This window comes from Parapedobacter pyrenivorans (assembly GCF_014636865.1).
In the GTDB taxonomy this organism is placed as follows: Bacteria; Bacteroidota; Bacteroidia; order Sphingobacteriales; family Sphingobacteriaceae; genus Parapedobacter; species Parapedobacter pyrenivorans.
Genome location: NZ_BMER01000001.1, coordinates 1,030,480 through 1,055,032, shown reverse-complemented (window position 1 = coordinate 1,055,032; position 24,553 = coordinate 1,030,480). Strand labels below are relative to the sequence as shown.

The 24,553-nt window shown below is 47.2% G+C and carries 24 protein-coding genes and 1 tRNA gene; 16 read left to right on the top strand and 9 right to left on the bottom strand.

The features are described from left to right. Positions 1–6: 6 nt before the first annotated feature. Genes IEV98_RS04125 through IEV98_RS04115 form a run of 3 tightly spaced genes read left to right on the top strand, consistent with a single transcriptional unit; the run spans position 7 to position 4,326 of the window. Positions 7–1,551: a RagB/SusD family nutrient uptake outer membrane protein gene (locus IEV98_RS04125; RefSeq protein ID WP_188504635.1), complete on the top strand. Its 1,545-nt coding sequence runs from the start codon at positions 7–9 to the stop codon at positions 1,549–1,551. A gap of 14 nt (positions 1,552–1,565) precedes the next feature. Beyond that, positions 1,566–2,999 (top strand): hypothetical protein, encoded by a 1,434-nt coding sequence (locus IEV98_RS04120; RefSeq protein WP_188504634.1) that lies wholly within the window; start codon positions 1,566–1,568, stop codon positions 2,997–2,999. A gap of 22 nt (positions 3,000–3,021) precedes the next feature. Then, a complete protein-coding gene (locus IEV98_RS04115) occupies positions 3,022–4,326 on the top strand; it encodes a hypothetical protein (RefSeq protein ID WP_229738558.1) in 1,305 nt (434 codons plus the stop codon). Positions 4,327–4,573: 247 nt separating this feature from the next. Here IEV98_RS04115 and IEV98_RS04110 read toward each other — a convergent pair whose 3' ends face one another. The 3 genes from IEV98_RS04110 to IEV98_RS04100 all read right to left on the bottom strand — a co-directional run bounded on the left by IEV98_RS04110 (position 4,574) and on the right by IEV98_RS04100 (position 7,366). Beyond that, positions 4,574–6,109, bottom strand: coding sequence for a SulP family inorganic anion transporter (locus tag IEV98_RS04110; RefSeq protein WP_188504633.1), 1,536 nt, complete (start codon positions 6,107–6,109; stop codon positions 4,574–4,576). A gap of 148 nt (positions 6,110–6,257) precedes the next feature. Further along, positions 6,258–6,644, bottom strand: coding sequence for a VOC family protein (locus IEV98_RS04105; RefSeq protein ID WP_188504632.1), 387 nt, complete (start codon positions 6,642–6,644; stop codon positions 6,258–6,260). Between the two features lie 50 nt (positions 6,645–6,694). Then, positions 6,695–7,366, bottom strand: a complete 672-nt coding sequence (locus tag IEV98_RS04100) for an RNA polymerase sigma factor (protein WP_188504631.1) — start codon at positions 7,364–7,366, stop codon at positions 6,695–6,697. A gap of 187 nt (positions 7,367–7,553) precedes the next feature. On the opposite strand from IEV98_RS04100, the gene IEV98_RS04095 reads away from it, so the two are divergent. Next, a complete protein-coding gene (locus tag IEV98_RS04095; protein WP_188504630.1) occupies positions 7,554–8,027 on the top strand; it encodes a DUF4293 domain-containing protein in 474 nt (157 codons plus the stop codon). Continuing rightward, positions 8,024–8,518, top strand: a complete 495-nt coding sequence (locus tag IEV98_RS04090) for a hypothetical protein (RefSeq protein ID WP_188504629.1) — start codon at positions 8,024–8,026, stop codon at positions 8,516–8,518. The genes IEV98_RS04095 and IEV98_RS04090 overlap by 4 nt, the downstream gene beginning before the upstream one ends. A 13-nt stretch (positions 8,519–8,531) precedes the next feature. Here IEV98_RS04090 and IEV98_RS04085 read toward each other — a convergent pair whose 3' ends face one another. Further along, a complete protein-coding gene (locus tag IEV98_RS04085) occupies positions 8,532–9,068 on the bottom strand; it encodes a tetratricopeptide repeat protein (protein WP_188504628.1) in 537 nt (178 codons plus the stop codon). A gap of 114 nt (positions 9,069–9,182) precedes the next feature. On the opposite strand from IEV98_RS04085, the gene ung reads away from it, so the two are divergent. Next, the gene (gene ung / locus IEV98_RS04080; protein WP_188504627.1) at positions 9,183–9,854 is read left to right on the top strand and encodes a uracil-DNA glycosylase; all 672 of its coding nucleotides are present in this window, start codon (positions 9,183–9,185) and stop codon (positions 9,852–9,854) included. A 3-nt stretch (positions 9,855–9,857) separates the two neighbouring features. Here ung and IEV98_RS04075 read toward each other — a convergent pair whose 3' ends face one another. Next, entirely contained in the window at positions 9,858–10,328 is a 471-nt protein-coding gene (locus IEV98_RS04075) for an Lrp/AsnC family transcriptional regulator (RefSeq protein ID WP_188504626.1), read from the bottom strand. A 299-nt stretch (positions 10,329–10,627) separates the two neighbouring features. Here IEV98_RS04075 and sufB point away from each other — a divergent pair, with 299 nt between their 5' ends. The 6 genes from sufB to IEV98_RS04045 all read left to right on the top strand — a co-directional run bounded on the left by sufB (position 10,628) and on the right by IEV98_RS04045 (position 16,793). After that, positions 10,628–12,079, top strand: coding sequence for a Fe-S cluster assembly protein SufB (gene sufB, locus IEV98_RS04070; protein ID WP_188504625.1), 1,452 nt, complete (start codon positions 10,628–10,630; stop codon positions 12,077–12,079). 31 nt (positions 12,080–12,110) lie between these two features. Continuing rightward, complete coding sequence (sufC, locus tag IEV98_RS04065) at positions 12,111–12,863, top strand: Fe-S cluster assembly ATPase SufC (RefSeq protein WP_188504624.1); 753 nt, start codon at positions 12,111–12,113, stop codon at positions 12,861–12,863. Positions 12,864–12,924: 61 nt separating this feature from the next. After that, positions 12,925–14,223, top strand: a complete 1,299-nt coding sequence (sufD, locus tag IEV98_RS04060) for a Fe-S cluster assembly protein SufD (RefSeq protein WP_229738557.1) — start codon at positions 12,925–12,927, stop codon at positions 14,221–14,223. 248 nt (positions 14,224–14,471) lie between these two features. Beyond that, on the top strand, positions 14,472–15,524 hold the full coding sequence (locus IEV98_RS04055) for a sensor histidine kinase (protein WP_229738556.1): 1,053 nt from the start codon (positions 14,472–14,474) through the stop codon (positions 15,522–15,524). After that, positions 15,518–16,225, top strand: coding sequence for a LytR/AlgR family response regulator transcription factor (locus IEV98_RS04050; protein ID WP_188504623.1), 708 nt, complete (start codon positions 15,518–15,520; stop codon positions 16,223–16,225). The genes IEV98_RS04055 and IEV98_RS04050 overlap by 7 nt, the downstream gene beginning before the upstream one ends. A 109-nt stretch (positions 16,226–16,334) precedes the next feature. After that, positions 16,335–16,793, top strand: a complete 459-nt coding sequence (locus tag IEV98_RS04045; RefSeq protein ID WP_188504622.1) for a hypothetical protein — start codon at positions 16,335–16,337, stop codon at positions 16,791–16,793. Positions 16,794–17,269: 476 nt separating this feature from the next. Here IEV98_RS04045 and IEV98_RS04040 read toward each other — a convergent pair. Next, a tRNA-Gly gene (locus IEV98_RS04040) sits at positions 17,270–17,342 on the bottom strand. Positions 17,343–17,373: 31 nt separating this feature from the next. Next, positions 17,374–18,924 (bottom strand): NAD(P)/FAD-dependent oxidoreductase, encoded by a 1,551-nt coding sequence (locus IEV98_RS04035; protein WP_188504621.1) that lies wholly within the window; start codon positions 18,922–18,924, stop codon positions 17,374–17,376. A gap of 99 nt (positions 18,925–19,023) precedes the next feature. Here IEV98_RS04035 and IEV98_RS04030 point away from each other — a divergent pair, with 99 nt between their 5' ends. The 4 genes from IEV98_RS04030 to IEV98_RS04015 are packed head-to-tail and all read left to right on the top strand — an operon-like array spanning position 19,024 to position 22,002. Next, positions 19,024–19,605, top strand: coding sequence for a LemA family protein (locus tag IEV98_RS04030; RefSeq protein ID WP_188504620.1), 582 nt, complete (start codon positions 19,024–19,026; stop codon positions 19,603–19,605). 8 nt (positions 19,606–19,613) lie between these two features. Continuing rightward, positions 19,614–20,054, top strand: coding sequence for a TPM domain-containing protein (locus IEV98_RS04025; protein WP_188504619.1), 441 nt, complete (start codon positions 19,614–19,616; stop codon positions 20,052–20,054). After that, complete coding sequence (locus IEV98_RS04020; protein ID WP_188504618.1) at positions 20,038–20,835, top strand: TPM domain-containing protein; 798 nt, start codon at positions 20,038–20,040, stop codon at positions 20,833–20,835. The genes IEV98_RS04025 and IEV98_RS04020 overlap by 17 nt, the downstream gene beginning before the upstream one ends. A gap of 36 nt (positions 20,836–20,871) precedes the next feature. Then, positions 20,872–22,002: a TlpA disulfide reductase family protein gene (locus IEV98_RS04015; protein WP_188504617.1), complete on the top strand. Its 1,131-nt coding sequence runs from the start codon at positions 20,872–20,874 to the stop codon at positions 22,000–22,002. A gap of 115 nt (positions 22,003–22,117) precedes the next feature. Here the strand turns inward: IEV98_RS04015 and IEV98_RS04010 are convergent, their stop codons facing one another. Continuing rightward, on the bottom strand, positions 22,118–22,798 hold the full coding sequence (locus IEV98_RS04010) for a DUF3823 domain-containing protein (RefSeq protein ID WP_188504616.1): 681 nt from the start codon (positions 22,796–22,798) through the stop codon (positions 22,118–22,120). Positions 22,799–22,809: 11 nt separating this feature from the next. After that, on the bottom strand, positions 22,810–24,540 hold the full coding sequence (locus tag IEV98_RS04005) for a RagB/SusD family nutrient uptake outer membrane protein (protein WP_188504615.1): 1,731 nt from the start codon (positions 24,538–24,540) through the stop codon (positions 22,810–22,812). Between the last annotated feature and the right edge of the window lie 13 nt (positions 24,541–24,553).

Here is a 24,553-nt window from a genome sequence, read left to right as displayed (position 1 = left end):
AAAGACATGAAAGCGATAAAAACCTTTGTTTACTCCGGTTTAGCATGTTTGTTCGTCTCCCTATCTTCTTGCGAAGACATGTTGCGGGAACAACCCTATGGCGTGTATTCGGATGATAATTTTTTTACAAGCGAAGCCGATGCGTTAAATGCGTTGCTCTACGCATATGATCCGATAAGTAACATTGAATATGGAGCACGGTTCTTGTTCAATCTTACGGATATCCCTACAAACCAGTACCGATCTTATAATAAAGGATTGGAAACAAGCCTGTTTGAATGGGAAGTGACTCCCAATACCGAGGAAATTCTCTATTTTTTTAAGTATTGCTATTTGGGTATCACCCGGGCCAATAGCGTGCTGGAGAATGTGGGCAGTATGGCCAATATTTCAGAGGAATCACGCAGGCAATTTTTGGGGGAAGCCCATTTTTTGAGGGCTTTCCATTATTTCATGCTTGTGCGCGTATATGGTGAGGTTCCCTATCATACCCAGGTTGTACAAGGGGTACAAGACGCGAAAGCACATTATGCTTCCCTTACTGAATTGTATGATTTGATCATCGGCGATTTGGAACAAGCGATGTCGTTGATGAATATTGCCAAGCAACAGGGTCGCGCGGACAAAGTGGCTGCGCAGGCTTTATTAGCCAAAGTTTACCTTACCCTCGCCTCATCGAAACAGTCGGGCGCTCCCGGATACGATTGGGTTACCAACGCGGATGCACTGTTTACAAATGCAGCCGAAATAGCCGGACAGGTGCTGCGGGGCCAGAATACCTACGGCCTGGAACCCGATTTGCTCCGTATTTATGACGTGAATCATCAAGCGGATAGCCGCGAACATATCTTTATTACCTCCATGACCCGCGAGGGTAGCGGCTTCGAAGGAAACTATTCGCAATTGCCACAGATATTTACCATCGGAATTCCCAATGTTTATATTTCCGGTTCATTGGCAGGAGGCGGCGATGTGACGCCGATCATCCAGCCGGGACAGCAGGGCTGGCAATATTACCGCGTAGACAACGATTTTTATCACCGTTTTGATGACGAAGATTTACGGAAAAGGCTCATGGTGACGACGATTTATAATGCCGATGGGTCTGTATTGGCCAACTGGTCTGAAGAAAACCTGACGAGTTCCAACCCCACATTGTTCGCATTCTTTTATCCCTTCACCCGAAAGTATACCGACCCGCAATCGAATTCGCACCGTACGAGCGCCAACCTGTACCTTATTCGCTTTGCAGAAGTGGCCTTGACCTACGCCGAAGCAGCCGGGCCAACCGAGGAAGGATATTACTGGGTAAACGAGGTAAGGAAAAGAGCCGGGCTGGGCGAATTACCTGCTGGCCTTTCCCCTGAGCAATTCAGAACGGCCGTGTGGGATGAATTGACGTTCGAACTGGCTTTTGAAGGGCACGGTCTCTTCGAGCTCCGGAGAACCAATCGGGTGCTCCAGGAGGTCACCAATAAGCCGATAAACGAGGCATACGCTTATTTTTTCCCGTTGCCACAGCGTGAAATCGATTTAAATCCGAAAAATTAATCAACAGTTTTGCAATGAAAATGAGATCTAACGATATACTGTTTTGGCTATGTGCATTGGCACTGGGCATTTCAGGGTGTGATAAGCTCGAAAACGAGCTCACTACAGGAGCTGAAATCACGTTGTCTTCACAAGAAGAAGTAGACCGCTTCACGGCCAAAGGGGATATCCTGAAATTGACCATCAGCGGCGAATCCATTACCGACCTTTCGGCGCTACCGGTACAAAAGGTTAAAAACCTGATCATTGAAAATACCGGCATCGAAAATTTGAACATGCCTGCATTAAACGCAATAACCGTAATGATGCATATAAAGGGTAATCCGCGATTGCTATCGCTTGATGGCGTGGAGAACCTCCAGTTTGTGAACGGCAGCTTGATTATCGAAGACAACGATGCGCTGGAAGATATATCGGGATTATTGGGATTGAAGGTCTTCGCGGGAAACCTGACCATTACAGGAAATGACCAATTGGGCAAGAATGAAGTTTGCCTGACAGACGAGTATGGTTTTTGTACCATTAAAAGTTTAGTGGAAAGTGGTGTCTTTACGGGCACGGTCACCCTAGCGAGCAACCACCCCGAAGCACCCACGTCGCTCCAAGCAATCGGGCAGGTTGCGGGTGATGATGTGATCAGCTATACGCTGCGCTCAAAAGCCGATATCGAGGCCTTCAAACCGCTTTCCGATACGGTACTCAACCTTACAATAACCGGAACGGAGATCAACTCGTCATTATTGAACATCCTAAGCAGTAAAATAAAGTGGATCAAGGGCACGATCTTGATAGAAAACACCAATATTGTTGATACTGAAGGGTTTTTTGATCGGGTGCATTGTGATGGCAGCATCATCCTCAGGGATAACCCGCAGCTTTTCAATCCACAGGGATTCAAAGGATATAAACATATCAAAGGCGACCTGATTATCGAAAACTGCCCGAGTTTGGCCTATTGGTGGTCTGCCGCTGGCGATGTCGGGTTCTCGGGCATCGAACGGATCGATGGCAGCTTGATCGTCAACCCTGCCATTGGTTTGGAGTCGGGCGGTGCCAGCTTCGTGAGCCTGAGCTATGTTGGCGGTGATTTTGTCCTCGTGGGTAGCCCCGATGCCGGTGGTATCTGGAACCTCGACACCTGGTATGTCGTTGGGGGAGGAATCAAACATATCGGCGGCAATCTGGTATTCAGCAACCACCATACGGTAAACGGCTTGAGTGGCTTCCAGGCGCTGGAATACCTTGGCGGCGACGTATCCATATTGGATAACGGTGCCGGCAATAACCAGGAGATTCCCCTAATGAATACGAGTGACCAGGTGGGTTTCTGTATCATCAAAACACTGATTGAGAAAGGCGTGCTGAAAAAGGAGAATCCAACCATTCAGCTACGGGTCAAACCGGGAGCACCGCTGATAGACATCAATACACTGGCCGCCTGCCAATAATCAAATTAAAATCGACATGATCATGAAAATAATGAAAAATATGCAAAAGCTACGTTTGAAAAAAGCCCTATTCACCGGGTGGGTGATGGTAATCGCAGTGTTGGCCGCCTGTAGTAAATCCGGGGAAGGAACAGTAACTAGAATCAGGCCTACCTTCGAAAGGAACTATACGTTTTCCGATGGGAATATACCGCGCAACGTGCTGGACAGTTACCTCTCCCGAAGTATTCTGCAGGCCGAATACCTGAACTCCGAAGGGTTTTACAACGACGGTCCATACCCTTATAAGGAGGATGACTTCCGTATGCTCAAAGAAGTTGGAGCAAAATTTATTGGCAGAGCGATTTACTCGTGGGATATTCCGGAGGCATTTACAAACCCCGCTTTCCTGGCAACCGCAAAAGAGCGGGTGGTGGAGGTGCATGCAACCGATCCGGAAGTGATCTTCCAGGCCTGCATATTTGAAATTGTATCCACCAAGGTGGGGCAAGTCCAGATTCCCGCCTGGGTTTTCGCAGCGTTTGATCTGCCTGCCGAAAGCCGGAATTTCGACTACAATCAGATGCTAAGCACGGAAGGCAAGTTCATCGACCACTGGCGGGCAGGTGCTAGCGTCCCGGACATCAGCCAGCTCGAAACCCAGCTGTATTTCTATTACCTGGCCGTAGCGTACATCAACATCGGCATCGAGGCGATTCACTTTGGCCAAGTGGAGTTGATGGCCATGCATAGTGACGGAAGTGGCGTGGAAGCCTGGGATAGCCTGTTGAGTAAGGTGAGGGACTACGCTCGATCCAACGCGCGCAGGGGAACGGTGTTGTGTGATGGTCATCTGGGAAGCGGTGGCCTGGTCCGCGATGGAAGGTTGCTGTTTGATTTCGTTTCATTCCCGATGCGCGTTAAAGAGATCATTGGCGACCCACAAAAAGGCGAATTGAAAAAGTTTCACCTCGATGCCATATTCGGCCGGACCAAAGGAGGCATTACCCCAAGTGGATGGAGCTGCGATCATGCACCTTATATCGTTGAGCTGGACAACTTTGGGATCAGTGACCATCCAGGAACGCCAAACCTGAATGATCACTTTGTGTGGGGATTCGATGAGATCTCGTGGTTTACCAATCAACCGGAAGCCTACCGAAACGAATTCCTGGCCTATGTCGACGGATGGATTGAACGGGTTGACCCTAATGGTTTTATCCAGATGCCAGGAAGCCGGGTCACCAGTGGCACGAGCGGAAACCGGTACCGGGCAAACACGCCCAGTGACGCTTGCCCGATAGGTATGGGGCAGGAGCAAACCATTAAACAGATCTGGAACCGATAATGCGTATTCACACCCCGGCTATTTTATTTAAAGTGGCCGGGGTTTCAAAGGTTTAATGGATATTTTTGCTTTCAAAAAAGAAACCCGTTACCTAAAAGATAACGGGAATCCGCCCCAATGGGATTAGGGGCTATCAACCTAAACCTAAGACAAAGATAAGCGTTCTCGCGTTACTTTCCAAAATCAGCCGAACTATTTTAACAGAAATAATAGCAGAAAGCGATTTCAAACCTTAAAAGCCCGTTTTCTATTTATCAGACACCACTTTATAAGTTGGGTCTTCCTCCATTGTTACCACGATAACACCCTCGGCTTTTTCAAGCTTGCTCCGGCAATCTTTGCTTAAATGCTTCAACCGGACATGTTTATTCATATCCGAATACCTAGCAGTTATCTTATTCAGCGCGTCAATGGCACTCATATCTGCGACTCTACTTTCTTTAAAATCAATGATGACTTCATCCGGATCGCTTTCGATATCAAATTTCTCTAAAAAGCCGGCAACCGAACCAAAAAACAACGGACCGTAAATCTCATACACTTTAGCCCCCGCGGCATTGATGTGCTTTCTTGCGCGGATCCGTTTTGCATTATCCCACGCAAATACCAATGCGGAAATGATTACCCCGACCAAAACTGCTAGCGCCAGATTATGAAGAACAATGGTGATCAATGCGACCAACATTCCGACAAAAATATCGGATTTTGGCATTTTATTAATAATCCGCAGAGAAACCCATTCGAATGTCCCGATCGCTACCATAATCATTACGCCCACCAACGCAGCCATGGGTATCTTCTCTATTACCGGGGCTCCAAACAAAATAATAATCAATATGGTGAGGGATGCAATAATTCCGGATAGCCTTGCTCTGGATCCTGCGTTTAAATTGACCAAGGTTTGCGCAACCATCGCACATCCCCCCATGCCTCCAAAGAAGCCGTTGACAAAATTCGCACTTCCCTGTGCCATGGCTTCTCTATTTGCCTTTCCTTTTGAATTGGTAATTTCGTCGACCATCGATAACGTGAGCAACGACTCGATCAACCCTACGCCGGCCATGATCAGTGAAAAAGGGAATATTATTTTCAATGTCTCCATCGTAAGCGGAACCACCGGAATATGAAACGAAGGCAGTCCGCCTTTAATGCTTGCAATATCGCCTACCGTTTTTGTATCAATGTTTAGTCCTAAAACAAGTGCAAAAATGATGACAATAGCAATTAGTGAAGCCGGAATGGCTTTAGTGATTTTTGGGAAAAACAATACGATAAGAATCGTAGTCAGGGTCAGCCCACCCATGACATATAACGGCGTTCCAACTAACCAAGTGGTGACTCCATTGTCCGTAAACTTAAACTGCTCAATTTGTGCCATAAAAATAATAACTGCCAAACCGTTTAAGAATCCATACATCACCGGTTGTGGAATTAATCGCACAAACTTCCCTAGTCTGAAAGCCCCTATTAAAAACTGCATTAAACCCGCCAATGCAACTGCTGCAAAAAGGTACTCCACACCATGGGCCTTGCTTAACGCAATTAATACTACGATCGTCGCGCCAGCTCCGCCGGATACCATTCCTGGTCTTCCCCCAAAGACGGCCGTAATCAGCCCCATTAAAAAAGCAGCATACAACCCAGTAAGCGGAGACAGCCCTGCCAGTATTGCAAAGGATAACGATTCGGGAACCATGGTCATTGCAACCGTTAGGCCGGCTAAAATCTCCGTTTTGTAGTTTACTTTTTGCTTGAAATCAAAAAAATGCAAATACGAATTCATACTGAAATTGCGAAGTCCTCACTTTTGGTGTGCAAAGGTACATTAAACTTCAGCAGGTCTGATGAGGTATCGTTCATTTTGCTTCATGAAAAAGGAAAGCCCCGAAACAGGGAGAATCGGAGCCTTCTAACTAACCAATTATGTCCGCTTATCCCCTCAGCGGCAGGTCTCCCGATTGGTAAAATGCAATCGGGTGGCCATCGGGATCCAAAAAATCCGCGCTCCAGCCACCGGGGGCTTCCGTCACCGGGGTAGCAATTTCGACACCTTCCTTAGCCAATTTTTCCAGTACAGACTCCATATATCCCTCCTCAAGCTCGAAAACCACGACCGGCGAGCGCCCGATCTCTTCCTTGCCTTGAAAAAACATGAGTTCGACGTCACTGCTGAGTTTGGCCATTAACCAATCTGGTTCACCTCCTCCGGGCTGGCGCTCGGTTTCGATTCCCAGAATGTCGCGATAAAAACGCTCCGTACGATTGATGTCGCTTACATTGAAAACAATTCCAATGCCCTTTTTCAGTTTTACTTTCATTTTGATTTTTTTATACTTTTTAAACCTAGTACCTCAGGGCTTAGCCCCTGTTATTCCTTGTTGCCGCCGGGATCCTTTTTGTGAGCAGAGAAGGATCGAATTGTAAATAAATGTCCGTCTGGATCGTGGCTGCCGATAATCCGGCTGGATTTTCCCCCTTTGTTGCCGGTAGTATTACTAAATACCTGCTTGAGCGAACGCCGTATTAGCCCATTAGGCAGTACATGGGTGTATTGATCACGATATTCCCGACCTTGCTCCAATGTTGTATCAAGGTAAGCCGTCCACTCACGGCGTAAGGCCGTAAGCCGTTGGCGCAGGGCTGTATCAGCAATATTGAGCAGGTATAAGATTTCCTTTCTGTTTAGGCCGCAGCTAACCAATCGAGCGACGATACGGAGGGATGGGCGAAGGTGAGCGATAAAATCTTCGGGAAGCTGTATGTCGATATCGTCAGCGCCCTGATCAGCATATTGAACCATTTCTTCCCTTTTCCTGCGACGGCCTTCCGTACGGGCGATGAATGCAGCGTGATTGCGCAGAAACCCCCGTCCCCATGCCATGAAGCTGGCGTCCGAAAAATCCTTTCCGGTTTTGACAGCTTCAAGCAAGAGATCTTGTACGAGGTCGTCCACCTCCTCTACTCGGCGTGAGTACTGCTTAGCGATCCGGTATAGTTCTTTAATGGGGGGCTGGGCCCGGTCCCGTGGTACAGATTCCATGTGTTTATACGTTTTCCGCCATCCGTCGAGTGATCCGGTTGATAAAAATAGGATATATCCGTATCTCTTCCAAGCAATCTTATCGGATTAAGCCGGATGCGTCCAAACGGGAACGGAATGCAAACTTAGGCTTTGCTTTTGCAGGCTACAATGCCTAAGTTTGCGTTATCATAATTAGATTGCTCGTATGATTCAGCGTATTCAAAGTATTTGGTTGTTTCTGGCCTCAGCCACGATATTTGCCTTGTTCCTCTTCCCATATCTGCAATATGCCGATATAGGCGGGATGGGGAAGGCACTGAAAGTAACCGGAGCCTATCACGGGATGGAAGGGCAGGCCGTGCGGGAAGAATTTTTTTTGCTGCAGACCATCGCCACCGTATTATTGGGGGTATTTCCGCTTTATATTATTTTCAAGTTCAAACAGCGGAAGCATCAAATTCAATTGATTGTGCTTGAAATCGTACTATTGTTCTTGTTCGGCACATGGTTATACGTTTCCGCAAGCGCGGCGTTAACGGAAGCCCGCCAATTCCTTTCGGCGAGAAATATCGGAGTGGGCTTTTTCCTATTGCCTATCTGCATTATCTTCCTTTTTATGGCCATAGGAGGCATTCGTAAAGACGAAAAATTGATTAAATCGGCAGATCGACTACGATGAGAAAAACAAGCTTGCTGACATTCATCGTGATGCTTTTTGTGACGGGGGCTACTTTCGCACAAAATGAAAACACCGTCGCTGCCAGCCAAGACTCCAGTGTCGTCATGATAGATGGCGTTCGGTTTGAAACGGTGCAGCTCATCATAGATTCCGCGGCACGTACAGCTACCGTGGAGTTATCCCTTACCAGTTTGAAAGAGCGCCCGCGCGAACTGAAAATCAATGTCTATGGGATACAATTGGTAGACAATGAACGGAATGCTTACTATTTTTCGACCGTCACCCTAGGCCGTGTATTGATGCGGTTTGAAGATCGGCAGAATTACCTGCATTATCTTTTGCAGCCCGATACCCCAGCAAAATTGACAATCACTGCTGAAAATATTTCGAAAGATGCAGTTGGCATCCAAGTGGTTAAAGTCGTGTTTGAAGATAGCGAGGAAGAGGGTCGCTTTTTGGATGCCTACCTCACAGGAGTTCCTGCGCCATAAGTTTCGGTGCCTTTTACCGATAGCGGATCTGTTGGCGGTCCATCATCCCCATCTGGTCTTTCATCATCTTAATCTGATCGGCCAGCAGTTTATTCTTATCCGCCTTTTTAGCTTCTTGAAGGTATTTGGTTGCTTCGCGTTTATTTCGCTTCGCCATAGCGACACCAGCCAGGCTTAGTTTAGCCAACGCAACGTTATGTCCCATATGCAACCCCAATGATAAGGCCTTTTTGAAATATTTTTCCGATTGCATGGGTGACTTTTGTGATTCCATCAGCCCCAGCAGCAAATGATAATATCCGTGTTGTGCTCGGATAAGCTGCTTTTCGTAGTTTGTAATGCGATTCAACCATCGGGCGGCCTTCGTCATATTCTCCTTGCGTAGGTAAAATTGTGCAACGAGCATATTTTCATTAAAAAACACAGTCACAAAGGCAAGGATAGTCACCAATATACCCAATATACCCCAGCCCCATTGACCGTAGACAAATAGGACCACTGTACCGGCCAGGATAAGCGAAGATAGGATGATCCGAACAAGATTAGACATGTGTCGTTATTATTTGATATTATTTGCTTTCAAAAATCGTACAAATATCCGTTTATTTCAGCGCTTTACCAACTACAGGCAATACATTTTACACAAAAGTGTATTTTTGCCAGTATGAGTATACAATTGGAAAAAGAATGGAAAGCCGTATTAGCGCCTGAATTTGAAAAACCGTATATGCTTGATCTAAAGAGGTTTTTAAAGGAGGAGAAACAGCACCACACGGTTTATCCTCCCGGCAACCTTATTTTTAATGCATTTGACCATACCCCGTTTGGCGAGGTAAAGGTGGTTATATTGGGACAGGATCCATATCATAATGTCGGGCAGGCGCATGGTCTTTCGTTTTCTGTTCAGCGTGGTGTGGCGATTCCTCCGTCTCTTCGCAATATGTATCTGGAACTGCGCGATGACATTCCCGGTTTCCAAATCCCAAACCACGGCGACCTTACCGCTTGGGCCAATCAAGGGGTATTGCTGCTCAATGCGACACTGACCGTCCGCGCACATACGGCGGGCTCACATCAGGGCAAAGGTTGGGAGGCGTTTACCGACAAGGCTATTGCAGAACTGTCTGCTCGCCGAAGTGGTATCGTGTTTTTACTATGGGGCAGGTATGCCAAGAACAAAGCTGCCCTCATCGATCACCGCAAGCACCATATCCTTACCGCTGCCCATCCATCGCCGTTTTCCGCCAGCAATGGCTTTTTCGGATGCAAGCACTTCTCAAAGGCAAATGCATTTTTAGCAAAGCAGGGCATAGAACCCGTCGACTGGCAGGTATAACCGTCAGTATTCCATCGGCACGATGGGCTCCTTCTTGCTGGTAGACATGATCATCATCGTCTGGAAGGTCTTCACGTACGGTATCTTGCTGATTTTTTCCATAATGACCGCCTCATAAGCCTTGATGTCCTTCACATACACCTTCAACATAAAATCGCATTGCCCGGTTACGTGGTGGCATTCGGTTACCTCCTTAATGTTTTTTACCGCCTCCACAAATTCGGGGATTGCGTTGTGGGTATGGAAGTCAAGCGAAACCTGTATAAATGATTTGATACCCAAGCCTAGCTTTTCTTCGTCGACAAAAGCGTGATAGCTTTTGATATAGCCAGAATTTTCGAGTTTACGCACGCGCTCCAGCGTTGGTGCGGGCGACAGCCCGATGCTGGAAGCTAATTGCAGGTTGGTAATCCTGCCGTTTTCCTGCAGGAGTTTCAGGATTTTAAAGTCAGTTTTATCGGGCTGGAACGGCATATTTCAATTGCTTTGGGCTTACTTCCACCATGTTGGCCTGGTAGCCAAATTATATTTGGCAATAATACGATTTGTTTTCCATACTATCGGCCAAAACAAGGAACACCCGCCAGCTGAATTGCCTGGAAAGATGAATTCCGTTCATTATCACCAATTTGTAAAAATAGCAAATGCAAGGGCATTCACTCAAATGAACCAGCAAGATACAAGGTTTATTGCCACTTAAATCGTAACTTTGCATTTCGGAAATGCTAGATGGTTGCCCGTCTACTTACTTAATTACCTTTTGGAGGTGTGTTATGAGTACAAAAGATGATGCATTATTAAAGGAGCTCACGCTCGAAGAATATAAATACGGATTTACCACCGACATCGAAATGGACATTGCCCCGAAAGGGCTTACCGAAGATACGGTTCGGTTGATTTCAGCAAAAAAGAATGAGCCCGAGTGGCTGCTAGAATGGCGGCTGAAGGCGCTGCAGCATTTCTTGAAAATGGATATGCCTACCTGGCAAAATTTTGAAAACCCGGATGTCGATTTTCAGGATATTTCCTACTATGCTGCGCCCAAAGCAAAGCCGAAACTGAACAGCCTGGACGAAGTCGACCCCGAATTGCTCTCTACATTTGCAAAATTGGGCATTCCGCTCGATGAACAGAAGGTACTGGCAGGTGTTGTAGCGGTAGATGCGGTATTTGACAGCGTATCGGTCAAAACCACGTTTCGTGAAAAATTGAAAGAACAGGGAGTGATTTTCTCTTCGTTTGGCGAAGCGGTACAAGAACATCCCGAGCTGATTAGACAATACCTTGGCACGGTAGTACCGCAGACCGACAATGTTTATGCTGCGCTGAATTCCGCTGTTTTCTCAGATGGCTCTTTTGTGTACATTCCAAAAGGAGTGCGTTGCCCGATGGAACTTTCTACCTATTTCCGCATCAATGCGGAAAATACCGGGCAGTTTGAACGAACGCTGATCATCGCTGATGAAGGGGCGTATGTAAGCTACCTTGAAGGATGTACCGCACCTATGCGCGACGAAAATCAGATGCATGCCGCGGTAGTGGAATTAATCGCACTCAAAGATGCCGAGATCAAGTATTCGACAGTACAAAACTGGTACCCCGGCGATAAAGACGGCAAAGGGGGCATCTATAATTTCGTCACTAAACGCGGAATATGCAAGGGTGACCACAGTAAAATATCGTGGACCCAGGTAGAGACCGGATCGGCCATTACATGGAAGTATCCGGGGGTAATTTTAAAAGGGGATCATTCCGTGGGAGAATTTTACTCAGTAGCCCTTACACGCAATAAACAGGTAGCCGATACCGGCACCAAGATGATCCACCTCGGTAAAAATACCCGGAGCAAAATCATATCGAAGGGAATTTCTGCAGGCGTAAGTCACAACAGCTATCGCGGGCTGGTAAAAATCGGTCCGGGAGCCGACAATTCCCGCAATTTCACCCAGTGTGATTCGCTCCTGATCGGCGACCGTTGCGGAGCCCATACTTTCCCGTATATTGAAAGTCGCAATAAAACTGCAAAATTGGAACACGAGGCCACCACGTCAAAAATCGGTGAAGACCAATTGTTTTACCTCACGCAACGTGGCATCGACCCTGAAAAGGCTGTAGGGTTAATTGTCAATGGGTATGCCAAAGAGGTATTGAACCAATTGCCCATGGAGTTCGCCGTAGAGGCGCAGAAACTGTTGGCCATATCCCTTGAGGGGAGTGTGGGTTAAAGATTAACTATAGAAGAGTAGCGAAATAACAATGTTAAGTATAAAAAATTTACACGCATCGGTAGAAGATAAAGCGATTTTAAAAGGCTTGGACCTGGAAGTGAAAGCTGGCGAGGTACATGCCATTATGGGGCCAAATGGTTCGGGAAAGAGCACATTGGGAAATGTATTGGCCGGAAGAGAGGCTTATGAGGTGACCGAAGGCGAGGTGCTTTTGGACGGCAGCGACTTGCTGGCGCTTTCACCGGAAGACCGGGCACGGGAAGGCGTTTTTTTAGCCTTCCAATATCCCATTGAAATACCGGGTGTTTCAAACATCAATTTTCTCAAAACAGCCCTCAGTGAGATACGTGCTTATAAAGGGCTGCCGCCAATGGAGGCCCGGGATTTCCTGAAAAAGGTCAAAGAGAAGCAGCAATTGGTGGAATTTGACGCCAAATTGGCTAATCGCTCGTTGAATGAAGGGTTTTCAGGAGGCGAAAAAAAGCGGAATGAAATTTTCCAATTAGCCATGCTGGAACCCAAGCTGGCTATCCTGGACGAGACGGACTCCGGATTGGACATCGATGCCTTACGTATTGTAGCAAGGGGCGTAAACCAATTGCGCGCCGATAACAACGCATTTATCCTTATCACCCACTACCAGCGATTGCTGGAGTATATCGTACCGGATTTCGTGCATGTACTGTACAACGGCCGCATTGTTCGCTCCGGCACCAAAGAACTTGCGCTGGAATTGGAAGAGAAAGGTTACGACTGGATAAAAGAGACAGTTGACGCCTAGGGATCAGGTTTTATTAGTTAAGAAAGGAGAGGTTATGTTGGATGAAGCGGCCACAGATACCATGATTACACAAATAAGCGATTCATTATATACACATTTGATCAAGACGTACGATGGAAATTTACCATCGGCTGGATTACATTCACTTGATGAGATCCGCACGCAGGCCTTTGAGCGCTTTAAAAGCATGGGATTTCCGACGGTAAAACAGGAGGACTGGAAATACACCAATGTACAGCCATTAATCGGTCAAAGGTATTCGTTGGATACGGAAATGCCTTCCGGTACACCAGCTCTTGATAAAGCGCTTATCCCCAAGCTCGATGCTCACCGCATCGTATTGGTAAATGGACGATACAGCAGCGAACTGTCTACGGATGAAGAAATCCCAGGTTTGCAAATCATGCCGATCGAACAGGCGTTTGACCGTTTGTGCTTTGCCAAATATTTTGCGGCATATGCGGATAAAACTGACAATCCATTCGTGGCACTAAATACAGCGTCATTCACTTCGGGATTGTTCATTGAAGTGGGTAAGAGTCGGCAGTTGCAAAAGCCGATCCATATTATCCATGTGGCTGCCACAGATAAGCCCCTATTTACCCAAACACGCAATCTTTATGTGATGGGTGCTTTCGCCGAAGCGGAGATCATCGAGTCGTTTATTACCGAGGATGGTGCGGAGCACAACTTAAACAACCAAGTAAGTGAAATCGTGTTGCGCGAAAATGCAAAACTGCAGCACTATTATTTGCAGGTTGCAGGGCCGCAAAGCAATTACCTCAACCACACAGAGGTTCATCAGGAAAAACACAGTCTTTACAACAATTACAACTGCTCTTTTCCCGGTGCCGCTTTTGTGCGGAATAACATCAATGTGCAGATGGGAGACAGCGAAGTGGAAAGCCACTTATACGGCATAGCGCTTACAGCAGGCAATCAACTCGTCGACAATCACACGATTGTAGATCATATAAAACCGCATTGCGAAAGCTACGAATGGTACAAGAATATCACACAAGATACTTCTACTGCGGTATTTAACGGCAAAATTTTCGTGCGCCTCGATGCACAGAAGACCAATGCATTCCAGCAAAACAACAATATGCTCATCGGCGAGAAGTCGGCAATATATACCAAGCCACAATTGGAAATTTTTGCTGACGACGTAAAATGCAGCCATGGTTGTACCATTGGCCAGTTTGACAACGAGGCTTTGTTTTACTTGAGAGCAAGGGGAATTAGCGAAGCACAGGCACGGGTATTACTGGTACATGCTTTTGCGTTTGACGTAACCAGCCGTTTCCTCAATGCCGCCGTACGCGAGTACGTGGAACATTTGGTGGAAGAAGGACTTTAAGGGTGCTTCTCTCCTCAACCTTTACTGGTCCACCCGTGTCGGTGAGACCAGTTTTTGGGCTATAATAACGTTTTTTTTGACCGCATGGATCGAACACAACCGTAATTGCGGAACCCTGAGCTGGGTTAAACAGCCTAAGTGAAAAATAAACCCTCCCGTATAAAATTATATTCGTAGATTTCATCTACTTTTTGTGTAGTTGCTCTACTAAATTTCGAGCGCCCTTCTGCAATCTGTTAATTTGTAACATGCAGCATATGGCCCGGTTGGACATACAGAATGGTTTGATAGCAAGGCGTCAATGGATTTACCTTGCTTATTGGGTACTCGTTACCCTGATTTTCTTATACGACCGCACCTACCTGATTCAGAAAGCCGGACTACCAAATTTCTTTATCTGTTCCGCGGTCCGGGTTACTTTACTCATCGGCCTGGCATGGCTAAATATCCATTGGCTGATACCTCGTTATCTTTTACGGCGAAATTATAGCGGCTATTTTGCATTGGTGCTTGTACTGATCATCGGATATCTGGTGATACAGAGCTTCTATGACCACTACCTATTTGGATACGTATTGGGGCCGAACCGGAACACCCCCCTTTCCGCGTCGCTAATCTATAATTTCACCCATACCTCGCTTTATCTGCTGCTGACCGTTGCCTTGAAATTCAGCATCGATTGGTACGAACAGAAAAAGTTATTACAGGAAGCCCTGGTAGGCAAGCTCCAGGCCGAAGTAAATTACCTCCGCTCCCAAGTTAATCCGCACTTCTTGTTTAATGCATTGAACAACCTTTATGCGCTGACCTTAAAAAAATCGGAAAGAGCGCCGGATGTGGTGTTGAAGCTGTCTGAGCTGATGGAATACATGCTTTATGAAAGCGACGAGCCCTTCGTACCGTTAGAAAAGGAGATCAACTATTTGAGCAATTATATAGCACTGGAGAAAATCAGGCAGGGAAATCAGGCCGACATCCGGATGACAGTAACCGGCACAGCAAACCATTGCCGGATTCCCCCATTTTTGCTATTGCCATTGGTAGAGAATGCATTTAAGCACGGTATCAGCAGAGCCGTTCGTCATGCATATGTGCATATCGATATCCAAATTGGCAAAACGCTGGAGGTAACTATCGCGAATAATAAACTTCCTACCCAACAGCAGGATAAAAACAGGGGAATCGGCCTCTTGAATCTACAACAAAGATTAGCATTATTGTATCCCCGCGAGCACGTGTTGCGAATCGCTGATGAGCCGAACCATTACCAGGTATCACTGAAAATAAACCTTTCATGTTAAACTGCGCGATTATCGATGATGAGCCGCTGGCGAGAGAGATATTGGTGGAGTATATGAACCGGCTGCCTGATATCAACCTCGTGGGCAGTTTTAACAATGCGCTTGATGCCAAGGTCTTTTTAATGGAGAATTCCGTCGATGCCTTGTTCCTGGATATCGAAATGCCGGAAATGAACGGAATTACCTTTTTGCAATCATTGCCACATCCCCCTATTACCGTATTCACCACAGCTTATCGGAATTATGCGTTTGAGGGGTTTGAATTGGGAGTAATTGATTTTTTATTGAAGCCGATATCCTTCCCTCGTTTCTTAACATCGCTTGAAAAAATCAAAGATTTCATTTCATTAAAGGCTCAACCTACCGATTTTGAAATCATGAGCGATGAGCCGTCGTTTATCTTCGTTAAAAGCGGTGTGCTGAAGTTAAAGCTGTTTTTTGCAGATGTGACTCATGTACAGGGATTAAAAGACTATGCCATTATCCACACCACTTCAACCAAAATTGTAGCCAAGGGCTCTGTAAAGTCCATGCAACTGCTTTTCCCCCCGCCCCGATTTATCCGGGTACACAAATCATTCATCGTTGCCAAGGATAAAATCCAGCGGATCGAAAAAAATCGGATTATCCTCGGTGACCATCAAATACCCATAGGCAGGAATTACAAAGCGGATATGGAAAGGGAAATTTCCAGCCGTTAGTGTTGGTCTACTATTTTGGCCGTTGGTCTACTATTTTTTGTCCGCCTCTCCTTTTCGCCTACTATTGCTCCTGGATAGTTATCAAATGTTTTATTTAATCTTTTGTATTATGCGATACATCACATTCAAACGGGCGTTTATGCAGCTATTTGCGCTCGTCATGCTCGGCGTCATGGCATCAGGTTTCACAGCAAAGTTAGGGTTGGACAGTTACGAAGTATTCCTTAACGACAAGCTCATTCTGAAACAATCTGTCAATCAGCCATTAAGTCTAAGAAAACTCAAGTTGGGTAAGGCAACCGATCGGGACCAGCTTCGCATTTATTACAAGCATTGTCATGGGGACGGAGTTGGCACCGACAGGAGTATCAGTATAAAGGATGATAAGGGAAACAGCCTGAAGCGATGGGAATTTGCAGATGCAACGGATTCGAATTTAGCCATGGTGATATCCGTAAAGGAACTCTACCAACTGGAAAAAAAGAATGCGCATCAAGATCTTAGCCTTCACTATACTGCGCAGGAACTTCCTGAGGGCGAGATGTTGGCAGTTTGCATCTTTGAATAGGGAGTGGTCAGCATACAATGTGACGGGGTGCTAGCCGTTCGCGCGATACGCACGTGGCAGCTGTCGGACATTCACTGTAAGTGCTTTGTTGAAAGCCAGGTACACATGGACGCGCCCCGATCACGTTGCCCCAATTTTTACTGAAACTGCTGTCTACGCCGTTTAGAACGTTACCATAACTGCGTTATCAAATGATTACTAATCTCAATGTTAGAAACGACTGCAACATAATAAAATTCATAGCTAATTTAAATCATATCTTCTTAATGTTTTTAAAGAATGAATCCTTATCAATTACCTAAAAATCCCCTACCAAACCCCTAGTAAACCCCTAATATCAGAAGATAAATTTTAAGGAATTCCTGCGTTGGCGCCTACGCTTGTTAATAGCGTCATTACACGCTAACTTGTTATAGTTAGGCGACTATTTGAAGCGGCGGAGCCCGGTATGGAATATTGAATTCAGATAGAAAAAGAGCGAAAGACGAGATTCGAACTCGCGACCCTCAGCTTGGGAAGCTGATGCTCTACCAACTGAGCTACTTTCGCTGGTCTTGCTGCAAATTTAAGACAGTAGTAGCTAAATTTCAAAATCTTTTATCGCGTCCGCGCAATTCATCCCATCAATCGCCGCCGACACGATTCCGCCGGCATACCCTGCCCCCTCGCCGCAGGGATAAAGCCCCCTGATTTGTGGGTGCTGTAGCGTTTCCTTATCGCGCGGGATGCGCACAGGCGACGATGTGCGTGACTCAACGCCTACCAAAATGGCTTCATTGGTAAAATACCCTTTCATTTTCTTGCCAAATAGCGGCAATGCTTTTTGCAGGGCATCATGCACAAACGGAGGCAACACATCGGATAACGGCGCACTCCGGGTTCCCGGCTTATACGAGTTGACAGGTAATGTATTGGAAAGCCTGCCTTCTACAAAATCCACCATCCGCTGGGCCGGAGCTACTAAGTTACCGCCGCCCACCACATATGCGCGCTCTTCCACTTCGTGTTGGAAATCCATGAGCGCAAAGGGATAACGCGTAGCCTGCGGGATATCTGCTAGGTTGACCTGTACCACCGTCCCTGAATTGGCGTACGGGTTATTGCGCTTAGATGGCGACCAACCATTGACCACCACTTCCCCCTTGTCTGTAGCACATGGCGCGATAACACCGCCAGGACACATGCAAAAGGAAAATACGCCCCTGTCGTTTACCTGCTCCACCAAGCTGTAATACGCTGGTGGAAGGTGATCGCTACGCACCATGCAATGGTATTGCGCTTGGTCGATGATTTGCTGAGGGTGTTCGATACGCACGCCAAGTGCAAACGGCTTCGGCTCCACGAGCCACCGTTTACGGTGGAACAGTTCAAACACATCGCGTGCGGAATGCCCTGTAGCCAAAATGACGTGCTCAGCGATGATCTCCTCATCCGACGCTAGCTTTATCCCACCAACACATCCACGACGCTCTAAAATGTCCACTACTTTGCTGTTGAAACGGATTTCCCCGCCATGTTCCAGAATCGTATGTCGTATGCCCTGGATGATGTGAGGCAATTTATTCGTGCCGATATGGGGGCGGGCGTCTACCAAAATATCTTCGGTGGCTCCGTGAGCAACGAAGACCTCCAATACCCGTTGTACATCGCCCCGTTTATTGGACCTGGTGTACAGTTTCCCGTCGGAATAGGTGCCAGCACCACCTTCGCCGAAACAATAGTTGGAATCGGCATTCACGATGCCCGATTTATTCAGTACGGCCAAATCCCTCCGCCGCTCCTGCACATTTTTTCCCCGCTCAATAACAATAGGCCGGAGCCGCTTTTCCAAACAACGCAACGCGGCAAAGAGACCTGCAGGACCGGCGCCGATGATGACAACAGGCGGCGCATCTGCTACATTGGCATATTGAAAATGCAAAATATCTGGAACCGGGATTTCGTCGATATAAAAGATTACACGGATACGGTACACCACTTGTTTTCCCCGTGCATCGATGGATCGCTTATGGATTTTTAAGCCTTTAATCCTTGTTGGGGCAATATTTAGTTGCTTCGCTCCCTGCCGTATGATATACGATTCATCTGAGATTTGTTCGGGAAGAACGGCTAATTCAATTTCTCGTAGCATGTAATGATGTCGGGTTTTTATCCCGAAGTGTAACAAAGGTATAAATTTTGATATCAAAGTGCTAAATTAGTGGCAATAATGAATTTAAACTCGGTCAATATGAAAAGAAGATTATTCGTTGCATTGGTGGGTCTTTTTGCTGCCCTATCATTTAGCTCGTGCGGTTACAACACGCTTGTCAACCTGGAAGAAAACGTAAAGGGCAAATGGGCCCAAGTAGAGAATGCGTATCAACGACGCGCCGATTTGATTCCCAATTTAGTAAATACCGTAAAGGGTGCTGCCAATTTTGAGCAGGAAACCCTCACGCAGGTCATCGAGGCCCGCGCGAAGGCATCGTCGGTAACCGTTGACCCGGAAAATCTGACGCCGGAAGCCATCCAACAATTCCAGCAGTCGCAGGATGCGTTATCACAATCCTTGGGCCGCCTGTTGGTAACCGTAGAACGCTACCCCGAACTCAAGGCTAACCAGAATTTCCGGGACTTGCAGGTCCAGTTGGAAGGCACGGAAAATCGTATCAGCACGGAGCGTCGGGCATTCAATGAGGCTACCCAAGAATATAACTCATCAGTAAGGCGGTTCCCGAACAACATTACCGCGGGTCTTTTCGGCTTCAAACAGAAAGGCTATTTTGCCGCTGAAGCGGGTGCCGATAAAGCCCCCGAAGTACAGTTTTAGTGCGTACTATGCAAGCATTTACCGAAGAACAACAGGAAAAGATCGTGCATGCCATCCAACTTGCGGAGGGGCGTACATCGGGCGAAATCCGCTTGGCGGTAGAACCCCACTGCAAGGGCGAGCCAATGGATCGGGCGGCCGTGTATTTCCGTCGGTTGGGTATGGATAAAACTGCACAGCATAATGGCGTATTGATCTATATCGCCACGGACGACCACCAGTTTGCCATAGTCGGAGACGCTGGTATCCACGCCAAGGTATCTCCGGATTTCTGGGAAGAAACCAAGGAACTCATGTTGCGGCATTTTAAGCAAGGTGACTTGGTACAGGGACTTATTGAGGGGATTGTGCATGCCGGGGAGCAATTGCAGCGCTTCTTCCCGCGACAGGATGATGATGTGAACGAGCTGCCTAATGATATAGCCTTTGGCGATGGTAAAAACGATTAAGATTAAGCATTTATCAATACTGACTTTTGCCCTGCTATGCTTGAATGTGGTATGGGCACAAGATTTCCCGGCAACACCGAATAAATTGGTCAATGATTATACCAATACGCTCTCCGCTCCGCAGGTAGAACAGCTGGAGCGTAAATTGGTGGCCTTCGATGACAGTACTTCCACTCAAATTGCGGTAGTGGTGATGCAGTCTACCGGCCAATACGATATCGCCGACTACGGCGTACGGTTGGCCCAACGCTGGGGAATCGGGGGAGGTGAGCACGACAATGGCATATTGCTATTGGTGGCTTTGGGTGACCGCGCCGTGACTATCCAGACAGGATATGGTGTGGAGGGCGCTGTACCCGACGCGATTGCCTATCGGATTATCGAGGATGAAATCAAACCCGCTTTCCGGCAGGGGGACTATTTTACAGGGATTGATCGGGCTACTGACGCACTCATTTCTTATACCAAAGGCGAATACAAGGCTCCCCCGAAAAAAAAGGGTGACAATGGCGGTGGGTTTGGCTCGCTTTTCGTACTTATCATCATCATCGTTGTGGTGGTGTCCCTACTTGGACGTGGTGGTGGCGGCCGTGGCGGCGGTAAGGTAATGGGCGGTAGAGGTGCTTCTGATTTATTGTGGTGGACACTCCTAAGCGGCCTCGGCCGAGGTGGAAGCGGCGGTGGTTTTGGAGGTGGAGGCGGTTTTGGTGGCGGTGGCGGAGGTTTCGGCGGCTTTGGAGGTGGTGGCTTCGGTGGCGGTGGCGCCAGCGGCAGATGGTAATCACATTATTTTTGCACACATAACAAAATATATAACATGAGGACACTGGTTTTAGCGGCAATGGCAGCATTGCCCATGATGGGGATTGCACAAGAAGATTTTACAATAACAGCAAAAGTAGGCACCTTGAATACGCCCGCAAAAGCATACCTCAGCTACCGCACGGCTGCAGGGCCTTTATTGGATTCGGCAGACGTATCCGATGGGGAATTCAAATTCCATGGTAGCGTGGACGGCCCTTCGCGGGCATTGGTGCTTCTTGCCCATGAGGGCGGGGATATCCGCCAGATGGAAGATCCCGACCGTGTGGAGCTTTATTTGGAAAAAGGGGCTATCGAGCTTACCGCTGCCGATTCATTGGTAAATGCGTCGATAAAGGGTGGTGATGCCAATAAAGACTTTGCTGTGTATCATAAAACATTAGCGCCTGTGCAGACAAAAATGGGCGGCCTGATGGCACGGTACGTGGCCGCCCCCGATGAACAGAAGCAGGACCCGACATTCATGCAGGGCCTTCAAGCGGAAGCGATGGCCATCCAGGAGGAGCAGAAAGCCATCGACTTCAAGTACATCAACGACTATCCCGCCAGCGTGGTCAGCCTCGACTTGCTCTTGCCTTACCTGGAAACGGAGCATGCCCAGGATGTTATCGAACCGGCTTTCAATGGCTTATCCGCAGCGCTGAAGAATTCGGAAAAAGGGAAGGCAATTGCAGCACAACTAGCGAATAGTAAGCGACTGGAGATCGGTGCCGTTGCGCCGGATTTTAGCCAGCCCGATACGGCCGGCACCTCCATAGCACTCTCCTCCCTCAGAGGTAAATACGTACTTGTCGATTTTTGGGCTAGTTGGTGCGGTCCCTGCCGCCAGGAAAACCCCAATGTTGTAGCCGCGTATCAAGCCTTCAAGGATAAAAATTTCACCGTATTTGGTGTGTCACTCGATCGCCCCGGGGCAAAAGACGCCTGGATGAAGGCAATCCATGATGATGGTTTGCAAGACTGGCCGCACGTATCCGAATTGAAATGGTGGCAGTCTGATGTGGTAGAGCAATATGCCATACGAGGTATCCCGGCAAATTTTCTGCTTGATCCGGACGGCAAGATTATCGCCAAGAACCTGCGGGGTGAGGATCTGCACATCAAACTGGCCGAATTACTGCAATGAACGAGTGATTTGACACGTCGATAACTGTAAATAGCACGCCCCAAAAGTTTTTTTGTATAACTTTTGGGGCGTCCTTCATTTATGACACGACCTCTTTCGTTTGGCAAGATTCTATTTACGGTATAGTTACTTCAAAAGCTTCGCTATAATTATACCGGCCAAGTGCCGACTGAATTCTAGCGGCTACGCGTATGTAGTATTTCTTGCCCGAGGTCAATCCGTCAATTTCGTCAACAAACGTGTCTGCCAGTATCTCTTGGTCGTCCACAGTCGACAAATCGGTGATTCGTCGATAATCAAAGACAACATTATTAACGGTAGGGATTTCGGACACTAGCGTCATCCGGTCCAGTATCTTCCCGCCCGCCTGTTGCCTGGCAATATTGTAAGTGGTTATGATTTTTCCTGTGGAGGCAATCACATCGACATCGGTTAGTGCCACATAGGGCATAACTTCGAAGTCAACCTCTGTTCGTTCTCCGATCTGCACAATTACCGTATCCATTGGAAAAAAAGCACCTTCAGTAACGATAACTTTATACTCATTTTGGAAAATATTGGAATTTTCAAAAGTACCATTGGGCTTGCCGGTTATGACCAGCGGGATATTCTGTGATCCACCCTTTTCAAATAACAGTACATTGTATCCATTGGGCTGCTGCGTTTGAAAATTTTTATTGGTGATCTTATCTATCAATTTTCCGTGAATCCCCCCATTGGGCGGATCATAATTATCAATACTACAAGAAACGGAAAGTGTCGATAATACGATAACAATAATTCGTAAGCTGTTCATATCACAATAGTTTAATATCCCGGATTTTGTACAAGATTAGGGTTGGCCGCCAGTTCAGATGCTGGTATGGCGGTATAATAGGACGTGGGCACAAATGTTTTAAAGACATTCGGCACGGTCGACGTTTCGAATCGATAAGCATTTGCCTGTATATCAAAATAGCATTTAAGCACACCGGCGGGCGAGTTATTATATAACCTGTCTGTCAACCGCCAGCGTTTGTAATCCCATAGGCTTTGGCTTTCGAAGCCAAGCTCCACCAATCGCTCATGCCGAACCCGGTCGATGGTAACTTCCCCATCCGTGAGCAAAATGATTCCCGCCCTCGACCGGATTTCGTTGATAGCCTCTTTGGCCTCTGTAATTTTCCCGAGCTCAACAGCTGCTTCCGCATAATTCAACAATACTTCACCATAGCGCAACGCAACCCAGTGTTGGGAAGAACCATTCGTACGCACGTTTGCACGCGCCAACGTATTGTCCAGATACTTCCTTAAATAGAATCCCGTCTGCGTCTTTTCCGACCCGAAACCACTCGACCCGACCACTTTAATTGTCCCATTGGCGTCAATCCGCTTGGTCGTGGGGTTATACCTTACATTGGGATCACCCGACTCGATTTTAACACCTTGATCGAAGAGCCCCGCTTGGATATCTATTTCCTCGCCCCGCCACAGACTGGAGGGTAGAATGACCGTACCCAAGAGGCGGGGATCGTGATTAGCAAAAAGATCCATGGGATGGTCATAAAAAATAGGTGCGCTGGGTGTACCGATTTTCAATGTTCCCGGCGATCCGTCCTTCAGTTCAAATTGTTCCACGAACTCCAATACCGGGCCCACTCCCGAACCGTAACCGTCTGGTCCGCGAACGCCGAAGGGTATCACGTCGCGATCGTAGTTGTGCGTTTTTTCGGGATACGAGTAATACCGGATTAACATCGCTTCGGGGTTATTATCATCCAAAAACAGCTGTGCAAAGTTTTCGGCTAAATCAGTTTGTCGTTGATATAATGAGAACGCCTGGGAATTGATGACTGCCGCCGCCGCATCAAACGCAGCTTGCCAGAACCTGTTTTGCTCTGATTCAGCGATACCCACGATTCCATTTAGTTGGACCGGAGCATATTTTGCCGATGACGCAGCGTATAACATGGCCCTTGATTGAAGGGCCAGCGCACTGAATTTCGTCGCTCTACCTTTGCTACTGGTCTCGGGCAACAATGCTGCTGCCTCGGTCAGATCTTCACGGATAAAATCATACACATCCACCTCTTTATCGCGAGGTACTTGGTACACACCAATATCGCCGTCGCCCGTGTACTGCTGTACCACCTCGATAATTGGTACCCCACCATAACGCCTGACCATACCGAAATAGTAATAGGCCCTTAGGAATTTCGCTTCTCCCATCAGCACCGTTTTGAGATGTTCATTGAGCGGTGACTCTGGCAGCTTTTCCAACAACGCATTGACCCTCCGTACATGGCTGTATCCCCAAAAATCACCTCCACTACCCATGCCACCGGCACTTTCATTGGGGCCTTGCATCGCATTGCCAAAATTGTCCATGGGCAATGCGTCGTAGAGTGTAGCCAGGTAAGACAAGATCAGTGACTCGTCTTTAAATACGTCTTCATCACTGATGATATTTAACGGCTTGGTGTCTAAAAATTCTTTACAGGAAGTAAGGGCCATCATCAACCATAATCCCGTAAACACATATATATATTTGGTTTTCATGTCGTTTTTATTT

Excerpts from the sequence above, each read along its gene's own strand:
- IEV98_RS04010 (WP_188504616.1), bottom strand. The coding sequence starts at position 22,798 with ATGAACAGCTTACGAATTATTGTTATCGTATTATCGACACTTTCCGTT.
- IEV98_RS04095 (WP_188504630.1), top strand. The coding sequence starts at position 7,554 with ATGATTCAGCGTATTCAAAGTATTTGGTTGTTTCTGGCCTCAGCCACG.
- IEV98_RS04075 (WP_188504626.1), bottom strand. The coding sequence starts at position 10,328 with ATGCCGTTCCAGCCCGATAAAACTGACTTTAAAATCCTGAAACTCCTG.
- IEV98_RS04045 (WP_188504622.1), top strand. The coding sequence starts at position 16,335 with ATGCGATACATCACATTCAAACGGGCGTTTATGCAGCTATTTGCGCTC.
- IEV98_RS04005 (WP_188504615.1), bottom strand. The coding sequence starts at position 24,540 with ATGAAAACCAAATATATATATGTGTTTACGGGATTATGGTTGATGATG.
- IEV98_RS04125 (WP_188504635.1), top strand. The coding sequence starts at position 7 with ATGAAAGCGATAAAAACCTTTGTTTACTCCGGTTTAGCATGTTTGTTC.
- IEV98_RS04035 (WP_188504621.1), bottom strand. The coding sequence starts at position 18,924 with ATGCTACGAGAAATTGAATTAGCCGTTCTTCCCGAACAAATCTCAGAT.
- IEV98_RS04025 (WP_188504619.1), top strand. The coding sequence starts at position 19,614 with ATGCAAGCATTTACCGAAGAACAACAGGAAAAGATCGTGCATGCCATC.
- IEV98_RS04115 (WP_229738558.1), top strand. The coding sequence starts at position 3,022 with ATGAAAATAATGAAAAATATGCAAAAGCTACGTTTGAAAAAAGCCCTA.
- IEV98_RS04110 (WP_188504633.1), bottom strand. The coding sequence starts at position 6,109 with ATGAATTCGTATTTGCATTTTTTTGATTTCAAGCAAAAAGTAAACTAC.
- IEV98_RS04100 (WP_188504631.1), bottom strand. The coding sequence starts at position 7,366 with ATGGAATCTGTACCACGGGACCGGGCCCAGCCCCCCATTAAAGAACTA.
- sufC (WP_188504624.1), top strand. The coding sequence starts at position 12,111 with ATGTTAAGTATAAAAAATTTACACGCATCGGTAGAAGATAAAGCGATT.
- IEV98_RS04120 (WP_188504634.1), top strand. The coding sequence starts at position 1,566 with ATGAAAATGAGATCTAACGATATACTGTTTTGGCTATGTGCATTGGCA.
- IEV98_RS04015 (WP_188504617.1), top strand. The coding sequence starts at position 20,872 with ATGAGGACACTGGTTTTAGCGGCAATGGCAGCATTGCCCATGATGGGG.
- sufB (WP_188504625.1), top strand. The coding sequence starts at position 10,628 with ATGAGTACAAAAGATGATGCATTATTAAAGGAGCTCACGCTCGAAGAA.
- sufD (WP_229738557.1), top strand. The coding sequence starts at position 12,925 with ATGATTACACAAATAAGCGATTCATTATATACACATTTGATCAAGACG.
- IEV98_RS04050 (WP_188504623.1), top strand. The coding sequence starts at position 15,518 with ATGTTAAACTGCGCGATTATCGATGATGAGCCGCTGGCGAGAGAGATA.
- IEV98_RS04105 (WP_188504632.1), bottom strand. The coding sequence starts at position 6,644 with ATGAAAGTAAAACTGAAAAAGGGCATTGGAATTGTTTTCAATGTAAGC.
- IEV98_RS04020 (WP_188504618.1), top strand. The coding sequence starts at position 20,038 with ATGGTAAAAACGATTAAGATTAAGCATTTATCAATACTGACTTTTGCC.
- IEV98_RS04055 (WP_229738556.1), top strand. The coding sequence starts at position 14,472 with ATGCAGCATATGGCCCGGTTGGACATACAGAATGGTTTGATAGCAAGG.
- IEV98_RS04030 (WP_188504620.1), top strand. The coding sequence starts at position 19,024 with ATGAAAAGAAGATTATTCGTTGCATTGGTGGGTCTTTTTGCTGCCCTA.
- IEV98_RS04090 (WP_188504629.1), top strand. The coding sequence starts at position 8,024 with ATGAGAAAAACAAGCTTGCTGACATTCATCGTGATGCTTTTTGTGACG.
- IEV98_RS04085 (WP_188504628.1), bottom strand. The coding sequence starts at position 9,068 with ATGTCTAATCTTGTTCGGATCATCCTATCTTCGCTTATCCTGGCCGGT.
- ung (WP_188504627.1), top strand. The coding sequence starts at position 9,183 with ATGAGTATACAATTGGAAAAAGAATGGAAAGCCGTATTAGCGCCTGAA.